Origin of the sequence: Pseudomonas sp. ESBL9 (genome assembly GCF_036668715.1) — a bacterium.
Taxonomy (GTDB): Bacteria; Pseudomonadota; Gammaproteobacteria; order Pseudomonadales; family Pseudomonadaceae; genus Aquipseudomonas; species Aquipseudomonas lundensis.
The window spans coordinates 58,390-71,677 of sequence record NZ_JAZEVV010000001.1; the positions used below are offsets into that span (position 1 = coordinate 58,390).

Genomic DNA, 13,288 nt, shown 5'->3' on the forward strand with positions numbered 1-13,288 from the left:
CTACTTCCAGTGGTGGATCGGCCACCCGGCTTTTTCAGCGTGTTCACGCAAAACCGGGTCAGGATTGACCACGTGTGGGTGATCCACTTTCAACAGCAACGGCAAATCGTTGCGTGAGTCGGAATAAAAACTCGCCCCTTCCAGATTTTCTTCTTCGGCGTCCAGCCACTCCAGCAAGCGCGTGATTTTGCCTTCCCGGTACGTCAACGTGCCGACAGTGTTGCCCGTGTAGACCCCGTGCTTGACCTCCAGCTCAATGCCCAGCACCTCGTCGATGCCCAGTCGTTCGGCAATCGGCTTGACCAAATGGGTGCCCGACGCGGAGATCACCAGAATCCGGTCCCCGGCCTGGCGATGGGCAGCGATCGTGCGGGTGGCATCACTGAAAATGATGGGCTCGATATGGTCCTCGACCCATGGGCCCACCAGGTGGGCTACTTCTTCAGGCGTGCGACCGATCATCGGCTCCAGGCTGAAGGCCATGTACGTCTCCATAGCCAGTTCGCCCCGGCTGTAGGCGTCCATGAGTTCGTTGTTACGCTGCATGAACGAAATGGGATCGACCCAGCCAAGACGGCCCATCTGTTCGCTCCACAAGGTGGCGCAGTCGCCGTGAATGAGGGTTTCGTCCAGATCAAAAATTGCCAAAGCCATCAGCGCCACTCTCTTTGCAATGAATTGAAGCGCATCAGGCTACCTCACACAGGGTGCCCGGATCGATGGTCAGGGCAACCCGTTGGCCATCTGCAAGCAAATCCGCGGATGAGCGATTGAGTACGTCAACGATCAACTCCACGCCGCGCACCTCAACCCGATAGCGAATCACATTGCCCAACAAGCTGTGGCCGCGGATCACCGCGTCCGGCTCACCGTGCAGGCTTAAAGCGAGCGTTTCGGGACGGATTGCAATGCGGCTGGTGACCGGGCGTTGCAACAGGCGCGTGGCGGCCTCGGGGTCAAGCAGGTTGTAGTTGCCAATGAAACCGGCCGCGAAGGCGTCCACCGGGGCCGCGTACAAGGTTTGAGCATTACCGCTCTGGACGATGCGGCCCTGATTCATCAGGAAGATGCGATCACTCATCGTCAGCGCTTCTTCCTGATCGTGGGTCACGAAAATGGTGGTCAGGTTCAGTTCGCGCTGGATCTGCCGGATCTGCTCGCGCAAGTGTTTGCGAATGCGCGCATCCAGGGCAGACAGCGGCTCGTCCAGCAGCAACAGGCGTGGGCGGGTGACCAGCGAGCGCGCCAGTGCCACGCGCTGGCATTGCCCGCCTGACAACTGATGCGGGTAACGTTTGGCGTAGTCATTGAGCTCCACCAGTTGCAGCGCCTCTGTCGCCCGCTTGTGGCTGTCATTGGCATTGACCTTTTGCATGCGCAGGCCAAAGGCCACGTTTTGCTCGACCGTCATGTTGGGGAACAGCGCGTAACTCTGAAACACCATGCCAATGCCGCGCTTTTGCGGGCTCAGCGGGACGATGTCCTGACCGTCGAGCAGGATCTTGCCGTCATCCACGGGGGTGAGCCCGGCGATGCAGCGCAGCAGGGTGGACTTGCCGCAACCCGACGGCCCGAGCAGGGTGACGAACTCTCCCTGGGCGATGCTGCAATTGATGTCGCTGAACACGGGCGTGCCGGAATAGCTTTTTTGCAGATGTTCGACGCTGACGAAGCTCATTGGCTTTTGTCCTTGTTCAATAAGGTGGCAACCCAGGTCAGCACCAATACAAAGAGGAAATACGAGATCACCAGTGCGCTGGTGAAATGGCCGCTGCTGTTGCGCATGTTGTTGAGGAACACTTGCAAGGTTTCGTAGCGGGTGCCCACCAGAATGTTGGCAAACACGAACTCACCGAACAGGAACGAGAACGACAGCAGCAGTGCCACCAACAAGCCTTTGCGCAGGTTGGGCAACACCACCAGAAACGCCGCTTGCCAAGTGTTGGCACCCAGCAATTGCGCGGCGTCCATCAGGTCGCGCAGGTTGATCGCCTGCAGGTTGTTGGTGATGGCGCGGTACATGAACGGCAGGGCCACCGTGAAATAGCAGCCGATCAGAATCCACGGGGTTCCGACCATTTGCAGGGGGCCGGAGCCATACAGTTGCAGCAGGCCCACCGACGACACCACGGGCGGCACGGCAAAGGGCAACAGGATCAGAATGTTCATCAGCGCGTCGAGCTTGGGAAAGTGGTAATGCACCACAAACAGCAACGGCAAAATCAGCCCCACTGACAGCGCCAGTGCTGCCACGCACACCAACAGCGACTGCCCGAACGCTGCAAGGAACCGTGGATCGCCCCACAACTGCACATACCACTTGAACGTAAACCCGCTGGGCATAACGGTGGCCGACCAACTGCTGGCGATGGAGTAAATCAGCGTGCCCAGTAGCGGCAGCAGCAGGATCAGGAACAGCAGCCAGACCACGCTGCGGTGGTAGAGGCTGGCGGAGGTGGATTCAGCGCGCGACATGGTAAGTCCTCTTCAACAGCCACTGATGCACCAGCGTTACCAGGGTCATCAAACCCACCAAAATCACCGCCAGCGCACTGGCCATGTTCGGGTCGAGGCTGATATCACCGGACACCAGCGCAGCAATCCGGATCGGCAATACGTTGAAGTTGCCGGTGGTCAGGGCGTACACCGTGGCGTATGCGCCCAGGGCGTTGGCCAGCAAAATCACGAAGGTGCCGAGCAGGGCGGGGGTAAGCACCGGCAAGCCGATAAAACGCCAGAATTGCCAACTGCTGGCGCCCAGCAGCGAAGCCGATTCGCGCCAGTCTTCACGCAGCGCGTCGAAGGCGGGGTACAGCAGCAATACCCCCAGCGGGATCTGGAAATAGGTGTACAGAATGATCAGCCCGGTTTTGGAGTACAGGTTGAAATCTTCGATGATCCCCGCCTGTTTGAGCATGATCGTGATGCTGCCGTTGAACCCCAGCAAAATGATGAAAGCAAAGGCCAGCGGCACGCCCGAGAAATTACTGGTCATGTTGGCGAAGGCGTTGACGAAATTGCGCAGCCGCGAATCCACCTTGCGCAGCGAATAACTGCCGAGCACCGCGATCACAATGCCAAACACACTCGACCAGAAACTGATCTCCAGGCTGTGCTCAATGGCCTGTCGGTAAAACTTGGAACTGAAAATCTTGCTGAAGTTGGCCAAGCCCCAGCCGCTGTCTGGCGATTGCACGCTGTGGATCAGCACCCACACCAGCGGCGCAATCTGAAACACAATAAAAAACACCGCGAACGGCAACAGACACAACAGCGCCAGCCCTTTGCTTCGACTCATACGGCGGGCCTCAGCAGGTCGCGGCACACCGGCTTGTCATGGGCCACGCCCAGCAACGCGCAGACCGTGCCGCACAGCTCGGTTTGCCGGGGTTCGACGTCGGGGTTGAAGCTGAACGCATCGCCCAGCACAAACAGCGGCACCTGGCGTTCCTCCTCCAGCAAACCGTTGTGCGAGCGGTCGTTGTTCATGCCGTGGTCGGCCGTCACCAGCACCTGATAACCCGCGTCCAGCCAGCCTTGCAGATAGTCGGCCAGAAGGATGTCGGCCGAGCGCGCACTGTTGCGGTACTGCGCCGAGTCCAGGCCATGCTTGTGCCCGGCATCATCAATGTTCATGGGGTGAACCAACAGAAAGTCAGGCGAATGCTTGACGCGCAAATGCTCCGCGTCAGCGAACAGGTGCGAGTCGGGGTAATGATCGTTCCAGTAAAAATGCCCGTACTGGATCGGGAAATCCGGTGCTTCGGTATGACGGTCGCGGGAGATGACAAACGGCGAGCGGTTATACAGTTCGCTGACCCAGTGATAGGCCGCCGCGGCCGTGCTCAGGCCCGCTTCACGTGCGTAGTGGAACACGCTGCGCTGGTGGGACAGGCGCGACACATTGTTGTGCACGATGCCGCTGTCAATCGGCGGCACGCCGGTCAGGATGCACTCGTACAGCGGGCGTGACAGGGCGGGCAACTCGCACGTGAGCGTGTACAGGGCCGCGCGCCCGGCGGCGGCATACGCTTGCAAGTGCCCCATGGCATGGCGGGCAACGCCATCGTTGAGCCCGTCGAGCACCACCAGAATGACCTTGTGTTTCATGTACGACTCCACCAGGGAAAGAGCATGCCTTCCAATCGCGGCTGCCGCAGTCTGCGACAGCCGCTCCAGGGTTAAGGGCGTTACTGCATATTGATGATGACTTCTTCCTGCCACATCTGCGGCAGTGCCTTGGAGGTGTTCTCCCAGGCTGTGGCATCCTTGATAGGCGTTACGTGTTTGTACTGTTCATTGGGCAGCAACTGCTTTTGCACGTCTTCGGGCAGCTTCAGGTGTTCAGCCCGAATCGGCCGTGCGTTGCCGCGTGCCAGGTTGGTCTGCCCTGCATCGCTGAAAATGAATTCACGGGTCAATTTGGCCGCGTTGGGGTGCTTGGCGTATTTGTTGATGATGGTGGTGTAACCAGAGATGACCGAGCCATCTGACGGGATCAGCACCACGTAGTCCTCCGGGTTGGCCATCTTGGCTTTATAGCTCAGGCCGTTGAAGTCCCAGACCACGCCCACTTCGACTTCACCTTTTTCCAGGGTGGCGATGGTCGGGTTGGCCAGCGACAGGCGCCCTTGTTTGGCGATGTCAGCAAACATCAGCAACGCCGGTTGAATGTTCTTTTCGTCCCCGCCATTGGCAAGTGCGGCGGCCAGTACCCCATTGGCGGCTTGGGCCGCTGTGCTGACATCCCCGATAGACACTTTGTATTTTCCATTTTTCAGGTCCGCCCATCGGGTGGGGACGTCGGAGCCGTGCAACAGTTTTTTATTGACGATAAACGCAATGGTGCCGGTGTAAGCCAGCGCCCAGTTGCCGTCTTTGTCCTTGGCCCAGTCGGGGATTTGCTCCCAGGTGGTCGGCTTATAGGGCTGGGTCACGCCCTTGGCCATGGCAATCGGTCCAAACGCCGCGCCCACGTCGCCGATGTCGGCGCTGGCGTTGTCTTTTTCAGCTGCAAACTTGGCCACTTCCTGCGCCGAACTCATGTCGGTGTCGATGTGTTTGAGGCCGTAGAGCCGGTTCAAATCGGCCCAAGTGCCTTTCCAGTTAGCCCACTCATCGGGCATGCCCACGCTGTTGACAGCACCCTCGGCACGCGCAGCGGCTTCCAGGGCTTTCAGATCGACGTCGGCGGCCATGGCCGTGCTGCACAGAGCGATGCTTGAACCTAACAGTGATGCCAGAAAAAACTGTTTCATCCGTAGCTCCTTGGGCGTTTTCACGCTGATTTTTTATGGGTCTTTTGCAGGTGTTGGTCTAGGTCAGCAATACCCGAGCCAATTTAGGCCGGTCGTATGACACTTTGATGTCGGCATCAACCGTGCAAGGGCTGAACGAGCCCGATGCGCTCATTGCGAGTAAGCGTAGACCATGCCTTTGCCCCCGTTTTTCGGGGCGTTGAGGGTGCAGTGGGCCTGCAGTGTCATCGAACAGTCATGTGAGCTGCCTAGTCTTGGTACCTCAGGAACGCGGGGCAGATGACCCTGCCTTTGCCCATATTTGGTGCTGGACTAGTCCAGATAGGTAACGTTGATGCGTGAAGAGGCCCCCAAGGCGGTGACAGCCATCAGCCGTGCGTTGCAGGAGCAAATCGGGCACGGCTTGCTGGCCTGCGGCAGCCAGTTGCCTGCCGAGCGCAAGCTCAGTGAGTTGTTCGATACCACGCGGGTGACAGTGCGCGAAGCCCTGTTGCAACTCGAAGCCCAAGGGGTGGTGTACCGCGAAGAACGGCGCGGCTGGTTTATCTCGCCACCGCGACTGGCCTACAACTTGATGCAGCGCAGCCATTTTCACGCCATGGTCAGCGCCCAGGGGCGAGTGCCCACCACAGATGTGATATCGGCGCGGCTACAGCCCGCGTCGGCAGCGGTGTGCGAGCGTTTGAAGTTGCCGGCCCTGTCCAGCGTGATTCAGATTTGCCGGGGGCGGCGTATCGACGGACGACGGGTGCTGTATGTCGAGCACTACTTGAACCCGCAGTATTTCCCGCGAATTTTAGAGTTTGATCTGACGCAGTCCATCACCGAGCTGTATGCCCGGCACTTCGACCTGCATTACGGTCGGATACAATTCGAAATTGTGCCGACTGCGTTACCCACACAAGCCGCCGCCACGTTGAAAGTCTCAACGGGCAGCCCGGGGTTGTGCATTGCGCGGGTCAACTACGATCAGCACGGGCGGCTGATCGATTGTGACCTGGAGTACTGGCGCCATGACGCGATTCATGTCGGCGTGGAGGTGCCGGCGCAGGGTTAATCCTTCTGCAAGATCCCGCTGCCGGCCGTGACGACTTGTACGCTCAGGCGCGGCGTGGCCAGATCAAGCCCGGCTTCGTCCAGATGGCGTTTGAGCGACAGGTTGAACGCACGTGATACTTCCCATTGCTTGATCGGCGCGGTCTTGAAGCGCGCCCGCAAAATGGCGCTGCCCGATTCAAAACTTTCAACCCCCTGAATTTCCAGCGGTGACCAGATGTTGCGGCGCTGAAGCGGGTCGGAGCGCATCTTTTGCCCCACTTCGCGCATCAGCTTGATCGCGTCGTCGATTTCCATGTTGTAAGGAATGGCCACGCGAAAGATCGCGTAGCCGAATTCGCGGGAGTAGTTCTTGATGCTTTTGATTTCGCTGAACGGAATGGTGTGCACGATGCCGTCGATGTCGCGCAAGCGCACGGTGCGAATGGTCAACCCTTCGACCGTGCCCAGGTGGCCGCCAACATCCACGTAATCATCGATGGCCAATGAGTCTTCAATGATGATGAACAGGCCGGTAATCAAGTCCGCGACCAGCGACTGCGCACCGAAACCGATGGCCAGACCGATGACACCGGCACCGGCCAGCAGCGGCGTCACGTTCATGCCCATGTTGGCGAGGGCAACGATCAGCGCAATGATGAAAATGGCCGCGAACAGCACGTTGCGGATCAGCGGCATCATGGTTTGCGCGCGGGCGTTGGCCAGCCCTTTGCGCGAGCGGGTCAGGGCGTGGTGAATGGCGGTGTCGGCCAGAATCCAGATCAGCCAGGCAAACAGCAGCGTGCCGCCCAGCCCGAACAGCTTGACGGTGATCTCGTGGCCGTCGCCCTCGGTGATGCGAATCAGCGACAGCCCCCACACTCGCAGCCCCAACTCAATGAACACCAGCCACACCACCAGGTGCACAAGGGTGTAGACAAAGCCTTTAAGGCGCTCGGAATACAGGGCGTGACGTTTGTGACCGCGTTGTGGTTTTTGCGCGTGGCGACGCACCAGCCCGTTAATCACCATGCACAGCACCACCAGCACGGTGCAGATCAATGACTGACGCAACGCGGTACTGGTGTCGCCGGCCGAAATAAACGTCGCGGCCAGCGAGATGGCCACCAGAATCAGCGCCGCAATCCACCAGTACGTGCCGAGCAATTCAATGGTGTCGCTCAAGGCACGACGGGTCAGGCGCCGCGACAAAGGCTGGTTACGAATCAGGTGAGCAATCGGGCGGCGGAAGCGAATGATGAACAAACCGGTGGACAGCGCCGCCATCACATTGGCAAACGTGGCGGCCGTGTGGGCCAGGTGCACGCCCAGGGTGGCGACCAGTCGCGGGTCGCTCAGGGCCTCGCCGAAGGCGGCAAAGCTGCCGATCCACCACAGCGGACGAAAGGCCTGATGCCGCAGGATGTGCAGGGCGCGGTGGCGGTGCGGGCCGTCGAGCAGGGAAAAAGCAATCACGCAAATGGCCGAGAAACAGGTGCCGATGACCAGCGCATACGCCAGCACCATCGCCAAGTCCTTGCCCAGCGACGACGGCAACGAATAGCTCATGTACACGGTAATCACCAACGCCACCAGCCACGGCCCCAGCTTGCGCAAGGCAAACCGCAGCATGTCCACCGCCTTGGGGTGTTGCGGCAACTCTTCGCTCAGGCCAAAGCGCAGGCGCACCCGGTGGCTGACCCAAATCAGCAGCGCGGCCAGCAGACTCCAGACCATGATGATCAGCGCAAAGGCAAAAATGATCGGCAGCCATTGACTGGCCGGCAGCATCAGCGCCTTGAGTTCGTCCTGTGCCTGATCGATCTCCCGTGCCCAGCGCGAGGTCGGGCTGTCATTGCCCAAAAACTGTTTTTCGAGGTCGGTGAGGGTGCTGCCTATCAGCCCGAGTACGCCGATCTCGGCTTCGGGTTGCGCCTTTTTGGTGGCGTCGCGCAGCTTCTTCAAGTCGGCCAGCAGCTTGCTGCGTTGCTGGTCGTTCTCCAGGTTTTTGATCACTTCGTCCAGCGACTGACCCAGGGGCTCGGTGGGTTGGGCCTGGGTTTTATCCGGGCTGAGCAGGCCAGGCAGGCCGACAGCCTGCGCAGACGTGATGGGGAGCAGCGTCAGCATGCAAACGAGCAGTAAATACGGCAGGGCGAACAAACGAACAAGCACTGGGCGGTCAACCTCAAGGGGGCAGGTCGACCGAGTGTACGCTAGGGGCTGTTCCCGTTTCACTGCAAACCGCGTCGCGGGGTCACATTTAGCCAGGCAAGGCGCAGAGCGAAGGCAATGGTTGTTCCCTTCTCAAGCGCTGCGATGCAGCCTGACTAAATACAACCCGCGACCCGTGGGTGTTCGTCGCGGCTGCTATGAAACGGGAACAGACTCTGGGGCAGCGCTGATTCGTTTCTTGTCACACATGAAATCAATCAGCGCTGGATTTTGCGAAAAAACGCAGGTGTTCAGGAATTCAGCTTGGCCAGAATCTTGAACACAATCGTGCCGAATATCAGCAGCATGCCGCACCAGATCATCAGGACGCCGATGCCGCTGGTTCGCTCGCGAAGGGTGAAACCGACAGTCAGCAGCAACATGCCGCACACAATGGGAATCATCATGGAGTGGAACGCAGACATCTCGATCATTGTTATGGACCTGAAGGAATGAATGGGCTCCAGTCTAGGCCTGATTGTGAAAGTGTGCGGTGACGTGTATCAAAATTGAGCGGCACGCCTGGACTTTACAGGGTTTGGAGCGGGGCAGGCCCGCTCCGAGGCCCTTCACGGGAGTTGCTGGCTGGCGTAGAACGCGCTCAGCACTTTGACCAGATGCGCCAGGTCATGGCTGCCGGCCAATTCGCGAATGGAGTGCATGGCAAACGTTGGCAAGCCGATGTCCACCGTGCGCACCCCCAAGTGGCTGGCGGTGATCGGGCCGATGGTCGAGCCGCAGCCCATGTCACTGCGTACCACAAAACTTTGCACCGGCACTTCTTCGGCCATGCACAGGTGGCGGAAGAAACCGGCCGTTTCGCTGTTGGTGGCGTAACGCTGATTGCTGTTGACCTTGATCACCGGCCCGGCGTTGAGTTTCGGACCGTGGTTGGCGTCGTGTTTGTCGGCGTAGTTGGGGTGAACGCCATGGGCGTTGTCAGCCGACACCAGCAGGGATTTCTGGATGGTGCGTACGAACTCATCCCCTTCTGGCAGCAGGCGTTGCAGGATTTGCTCCAGCATCGGGCCATCGGCGCCGCAGGCCGAGCAGGAGCCGACTTCTTCATGGTCATTGGCCACGAACAGGCAGGTTTCGTCGGTCTCGGTATTGAGCAGCGCTTGCAGGCCGGCGTAGCACGACAGCAAGTTGTCGAGACGGGCGCCGGCGATAAAGTCACCATTGAGACCAATCACCGCAGCGCTCTGGGTGTCGTAGAAGCTCAACTCGTAATCGAGCACCACGTCAGCGTTCAGGCCGTGTTCGCGGGCCAGTTGGTCGGTCAGCAAGGCACGGAAGTCCACACGTTCATCGCCCGCGACCTGGGCCAGAATCGGCGGCAACTCGGTTTGCGGGTTAATCGCCCAGCCTTCGTTGGCGGTACGGTTGAGGTGGATTGCCAGGTTCGGAATGGTCGCAATGGGCGCCCTGAAATCGATCAGCTGGCTTTCGACTTTACCGTCGCGGCGGAAGGTCACGCGCCCGGCCAGTGACAGGTCGCGGTCAAACCACGGGGCCAGCAAAGCGCCGCCGTAGACTTCGACGCCCAGTTGCCAAAAACCCTGGCGTTGCAGTTCGGGTTGAGGCTTGACCCGCAGGCAGGGGCTGTCTGTGTGCGCGCCGACCATGCGAATGCCGCCGTGCAAGGGCGAGTGACGGCCCAGCTTGAACGCGACAATGGAGGAGTCGTTGCGAGTGACGTAATAGCGACCGTTGGCTTCGGTGAACCAGGTCTCGCGCTCATCGAGGCGCTGATAACCGGCGGCCTCCAGACGCTGCACCAGGCTGGCGGTGGCATGAAAGGGGGTAGGGGAGGCCTTGAGAAAGTCGATCAGGCCTTGGTTCAACTCTTCGCGCATAAGTTACTCCAGACAGCAAGGCCGCGAGTTTAGCGCATTGGTCACAAAAATTGACCCCGATTGAACCTCAATCCGGCAGTCGCCGCCTGTGTTGCCTGGCAGCGACCACGCAGAGGCGGGTGTCAGAACGGCGCCGGGCACTCGAAGCGCAAGCGCTCACCGGTTTGCGGGTGAGTGAAGCTCAGCATACTGGCGTGCAGGCACAGGCGTGGGTAAGCCGCTAGCGCCTGTTCATGGGCGTACAGACCGTCGCCCAGCAGCGGGTGGCCGATGGACAGCATGTGGACCCGCAGTTGATGCGAGCGGCCGGTGATCGGCGTCAGTTCCACGCGGCAGTAATCCCCACAGCGCTCCAGGACTTTCCAGAACGTCAGGGCGTTTTTGCCAAACGCGTGATCCACCACGTGCCGGGGTTTGGTCGGCGGGTCGTAGCGCAGCGGCAGATCAATGGTGCCGCTGTCCAGCGCCGGTTGGCCCCACGCCAGTGCGGTGTAGGCTTTTTCGGTTTCGCGGTCATGAAACTGGCGAGACAGTTCGCGGTGGGTGTCAGCATCCCGCGCCAGCAAAATGATCCCGGACGTTTCCCAATCAAGGCGGTGTACGATCCGCGCTTCGGGGTAGCCGTTTTCTTGCAGACGGGTAATCAGGCAATCCTTGTTGTCTTCTGCGCGGCCGGGCACGGACAGCAGCAACGTCGGTTTGTTGACCACAAGAACGCCAGCGTCCTCGTGGATGATGTGGATGTTGGACAACGGCATTAAAACAGCCTCTTGAGAAACGCCAACGGCGACGTGGGAACCGTCTCCGCAATGGAAGGTGCCCAGGTCGCCGTGGTGTCGGCCGGATCGGTTAACGATCTGGCAGGGTGATGTTGAGTTCCAGTATCGAGCAGCTGCCGTCGTTTTCCAGCGCGACATGCACGTCATCGTTGCCGATATTGACGTATTTGCGAATCACTTCTACCAGCTCTTTCTGCAAGGCGGGCAGGTAATCCGGCGTGCTCCGTTGGCCGCGTTCGTGCGCCACGATGATCTGTAGACGCTCTTTCGCGACCGACGCGGTGGTTGGCTTTTTGTTGGCGCGAAAGAAGTCGAGAAATTTCATTGTTTAGTTGCCTCCAAAGATACGCTCGAAGAATCCCTTCTTCTTGACATCGAGGAATCGATGTTCCACGGACTTGCCCAGCAAGCGATCGACGGCATCGCTGTAGGCCTGGCCAGCGTCGCTCTGGTCGTCAAGAATGACCGGCACACCTTGGTTGGAAGCCTTCAAAACAGCCTGGGACTCCGGAATCACGCCCAGCAGGGTCACGGCGAGGATTTCCTTGACGTCTTCAACGCCGAGCATTTCTCCGTTGCTGACACGCTCCGGGTTGTAACGGGTGAGCAGCAAGTGCTCCTTGATCGGGTCCTGGCCTTCTTCAGCACGCTTGGACTTGCTGGCCAGCAGGCCGAGCATGCGGTCCGAGTCACGTACCGAGGACACTTCAGGGTTGGTCACGACAATCGCTTCGTCAGCGAAGTACATGGCCAGGTGCGCACCGGTTTCGATACCGGCCGGGGAGTCGCACACCACGTATTCGAAGGTTTGTTTAAGTTCCATCAGAACTTTTTCGACGCCTTCTTTGGTCAGTGCGTCCTTGTCACGGGTCTGGCTGGCAGCCAGCACGTACAGGTTTTCCAGGCGCTTGTCTTTGATCAGTGCCTGCTGCAGGTTGGCTTCGCCGTTGACCACGTTCACGAAGTCATACACCACGCGGCGCTCGCAGCCCATGATCAAGTCCAGGTTACGCAGGCCGACGTCGAAGTCGACGATCACTGTTTTATGGCCGCGCAGTGCGAGGCCTGTACCGATAGCGGCGCTGGTGGTGGTCTTACCCACACCACCCTTGCCGGATGTAACCACGAGAATCTTGGCCAAGGTGTTTCACCCCTAAGGAAAAAGGACTTTTTAGCCCCTGAATAACATCTCTATTAACGACGGCAGGTGAACAGTCCTGGCGGATGATCGTTCAGGTCGGCGTTTACAAGCCGTAAGCGCTGGCTGATTGGTGATTTCCTACAAGGTTTAAACTGTTTTCTCTACGCTGTTGAGATGGTTGGAAAATGGCGAGAGTATCCGTTAAAGACGGGTGATGTTCAACATGTCACTTGACAGACTGATTTGAACCCCTGCACCCCACAATGGATCACGGCGCAGGTCTTCCGACACTTTGTACTTGCCGGCAATCGACACCAGCTCGGCGCTCAACTGCTGGCAGAAAATGCGCGCCTTGGTGTTGCCTTTATGCCCGGCCAGTGCTCGACCGCGCATTGGCCCGTACACATGGATGTTGCCATCGGCCATAAGTTCCGCCCCGGGGCTGACCGCCGCCATGACCACCAGGTCGCCGCCTTCGGCATACACCGTCTGGCCGCCGCGTACGGGGCTGGTGATGATGCGGGTCGGTTTGACCACAGGCTCGGGCGGTTTTTCGGGTTTTTTCTTGACCTCGGCTTCGACCGGTTCAATCGGCCGCTCACGGGCGCCGGACGGCGGCAGCACAGGCAGGTCGATAGCAATCGCGGCGGCAATGTCTTCAATGCGGCTGGCGCGAATGGCCAGTGTGCGCAGGCCATGTTGACGGCAGACACGCATCAGGCCTTGCAAATCAATCGCACCTTCACCGGCGGGCATTTTGTCCAGCGCCAGGACGAGCGGGGTATTACTGAAAAAATTCGGGGCTTGGGCCACTTTGGCAGCCAGTTGGCGATCCAGGGCTTCAAGGTTGTTTTTGGCCAGTTCCAGCACCGTGATGGCGAGCATACTGCCCTTAAGCTGGAACACAGGGGCTTGGTCTAGCGATTCGGTTTGGCTCATGGTCGGCTTAATGCGGCTTGTCACTTAAAGTGCTGAGACTTATAACGAGATCGCCCGCGAGCC

14 protein-coding genes are annotated in these 13,288 nt (G+C 59.3%); 1 reads left to right on the forward strand and 13 read right to left on the reverse strand.

Features of this window, described 5'->3' with window-relative positions:
* The 6 genes from V6F78_RS00295 to V6F78_RS00320 all read right to left on the reverse strand — a co-directional run bounded on the left by V6F78_RS00295 (position 1) and on the right by V6F78_RS00320 (position 5,258).
* A complete protein-coding gene (locus V6F78_RS00295) occupies positions 1 to 654 on the reverse strand; it encodes an HAD family hydrolase (protein WP_047282611.1) in 654 nt (217 codons plus the stop codon).
* Positions 655 to 688: 34 nt separating this feature from the next.
* The gene (locus tag V6F78_RS00300) at positions 689 to 1,678 is read right to left on the reverse strand and encodes an ABC transporter ATP-binding protein (protein WP_048377431.1); all 990 of its coding nucleotides are present in this window, start codon (positions 1,676 to 1,678) and stop codon (positions 689 to 691) included.
* The gene (locus V6F78_RS00305) at positions 1,675 to 2,475 is read right to left on the reverse strand and encodes an ABC transporter permease (RefSeq protein ID WP_332726428.1); all 801 of its coding nucleotides are present in this window, start codon (positions 2,473 to 2,475) and stop codon (positions 1,675 to 1,677) included. The genes V6F78_RS00300 and V6F78_RS00305 overlap by 4 nt, the downstream gene beginning before the upstream one ends.
* Positions 2,462 to 3,298, reverse strand: coding sequence for an ABC transporter permease (locus V6F78_RS00310; protein WP_047292719.1), 837 nt, complete (start codon positions 3,296 to 3,298; stop codon positions 2,462 to 2,464). Before V6F78_RS00310 ends, V6F78_RS00305 begins: the two co-directional genes overlap by 14 nt.
* Positions 3,295 to 4,110, reverse strand: a complete 816-nt coding sequence (locus V6F78_RS00315) for an alkaline phosphatase family protein (protein WP_047292721.1) — start codon at positions 4,108 to 4,110, stop codon at positions 3,295 to 3,297. The genes V6F78_RS00310 and V6F78_RS00315 overlap by 4 nt, the downstream gene beginning before the upstream one ends.
* Positions 4,111 to 4,190: 80 nt before the next feature.
* Positions 4,191 to 5,258, reverse strand: coding sequence for an ABC transporter substrate-binding protein (locus V6F78_RS00320; protein WP_047292723.1), 1,068 nt, complete (start codon positions 5,256 to 5,258; stop codon positions 4,191 to 4,193).
* Between the two features lie 334 nt (positions 5,259 to 5,592).
* On the opposite strand from V6F78_RS00320, the gene V6F78_RS00325 reads away from it, so the two are divergent.
* Positions 5,593 to 6,315, forward strand: a complete 723-nt coding sequence (locus V6F78_RS00325) for a UTRA domain-containing protein (RefSeq protein ID WP_047292724.1) — start codon at positions 5,593 to 5,595, stop codon at positions 6,313 to 6,315.
* Here V6F78_RS00325 and V6F78_RS00330 read toward each other — a convergent pair.
* The 7 genes from V6F78_RS00330 to minC all read right to left on the reverse strand — a co-directional run bounded on the left by V6F78_RS00330 (position 6,312) and on the right by minC (position 13,225).
* Entirely contained in the window at positions 6,312 to 8,468 is a 2,157-nt protein-coding gene (locus tag V6F78_RS00330; protein WP_047292726.1) for a mechanosensitive ion channel domain-containing protein, read from the reverse strand. The genes V6F78_RS00325 and V6F78_RS00330 overlap by 4 nt on opposite strands.
* A gap of 290 nt (positions 8,469 to 8,758) precedes the next feature.
* Positions 8,759 to 8,941: a hypothetical protein gene (locus V6F78_RS00335; RefSeq protein ID WP_047281732.1), complete on the reverse strand. Its 183-nt coding sequence runs from the start codon at positions 8,939 to 8,941 to the stop codon at positions 8,759 to 8,761.
* A gap of 135 nt (positions 8,942 to 9,076) precedes the next feature.
* Positions 9,077 to 10,366, reverse strand: coding sequence for a M18 family aminopeptidase (locus V6F78_RS00340; protein WP_047292727.1), 1,290 nt, complete (start codon positions 10,364 to 10,366; stop codon positions 9,077 to 9,079).
* A 122-nt stretch (positions 10,367 to 10,488) separates the two neighbouring features.
* A complete protein-coding gene (locus V6F78_RS00345) occupies positions 10,489 to 11,124 on the reverse strand; it encodes an RluA family pseudouridine synthase (protein WP_047292728.1) in 636 nt (211 codons plus the stop codon).
* 91 nt (positions 11,125 to 11,215) lie between these two features.
* Complete coding sequence (gene minE, locus V6F78_RS00350) at positions 11,216 to 11,470, reverse strand: cell division topological specificity factor MinE (RefSeq protein ID WP_010208824.1); 255 nt, start codon at positions 11,468 to 11,470, stop codon at positions 11,216 to 11,218.
* Between the two features lie 3 nt (positions 11,471 to 11,473).
* Positions 11,474 to 12,286: a septum site-determining protein MinD gene (gene minD, locus V6F78_RS00355; protein ID WP_047292732.1), complete on the reverse strand. Its 813-nt coding sequence runs from the start codon at positions 12,284 to 12,286 to the stop codon at positions 11,474 to 11,476.
* A gap of 201 nt (positions 12,287 to 12,487) precedes the next feature.
* Entirely contained in the window at positions 12,488 to 13,225 is a 738-nt protein-coding gene (gene minC / locus V6F78_RS00360) for a septum site-determining protein MinC (RefSeq protein ID WP_047292734.1), read from the reverse strand.
* Between the last annotated feature and the right edge of the window lie 63 nt (positions 13,226 to 13,288).

Excerpts from the sequence above, each read along its gene's own strand:
- V6F78_RS00295 (WP_047282611.1), bottom strand. The coding sequence starts at position 654 with ATGGCTTTGGCAATTTTTGATCTGGACGAAACCCTCATTCACGGCGAC.
- V6F78_RS00300 (WP_048377431.1), bottom strand. The coding sequence starts at position 1,678 with ATGAGCTTCGTCAGCGTCGAACATCTGCAAAAAAGCTATTCCGGCACG.
- V6F78_RS00305 (WP_332726428.1), bottom strand. The coding sequence starts at position 2,475 with ATGTCGCGCGCTGAATCCACCTCCGCCAGCCTCTACCACCGCAGCGTG.
- V6F78_RS00310 (WP_047292719.1), bottom strand. The coding sequence starts at position 3,298 with ATGAGTCGAAGCAAAGGGCTGGCGCTGTTGTGTCTGTTGCCGTTCGCG.
- V6F78_RS00315 (WP_047292721.1), bottom strand. The coding sequence starts at position 4,110 with ATGAAACACAAGGTCATTCTGGTGGTGCTCGACGGGCTCAACGATGGC.
- V6F78_RS00320 (WP_047292723.1), bottom strand. The coding sequence starts at position 5,258 with ATGAAACAGTTTTTTCTGGCATCACTGTTAGGTTCAAGCATCGCTCTG.
- V6F78_RS00325 (WP_047292724.1), top strand. The coding sequence starts at position 5,593 with ATGCGTGAAGAGGCCCCCAAGGCGGTGACAGCCATCAGCCGTGCGTTG.
- V6F78_RS00335 (WP_047281732.1), bottom strand. The coding sequence starts at position 8,941 with ATGATCGAGATGTCTGCGTTCCACTCCATGATGATTCCCATTGTGTGC.
- V6F78_RS00340 (WP_047292727.1), bottom strand. The coding sequence starts at position 10,366 with ATGCGCGAAGAGTTGAACCAAGGCCTGATCGACTTTCTCAAGGCCTCC.
- V6F78_RS00345 (WP_047292728.1), bottom strand. The coding sequence starts at position 11,124 with ATGCCGTTGTCCAACATCCACATCATCCACGAGGACGCTGGCGTTCTT.
- minE (WP_010208824.1), bottom strand. The coding sequence starts at position 11,470 with ATGAAATTTCTCGACTTCTTTCGCGCCAACAAAAAGCCAACCACCGCG.
- minC (WP_047292734.1), bottom strand. The coding sequence starts at position 13,225 with ATGAGCCAAACCGAATCGCTAGACCAAGCCCCTGTGTTCCAGCTTAAG.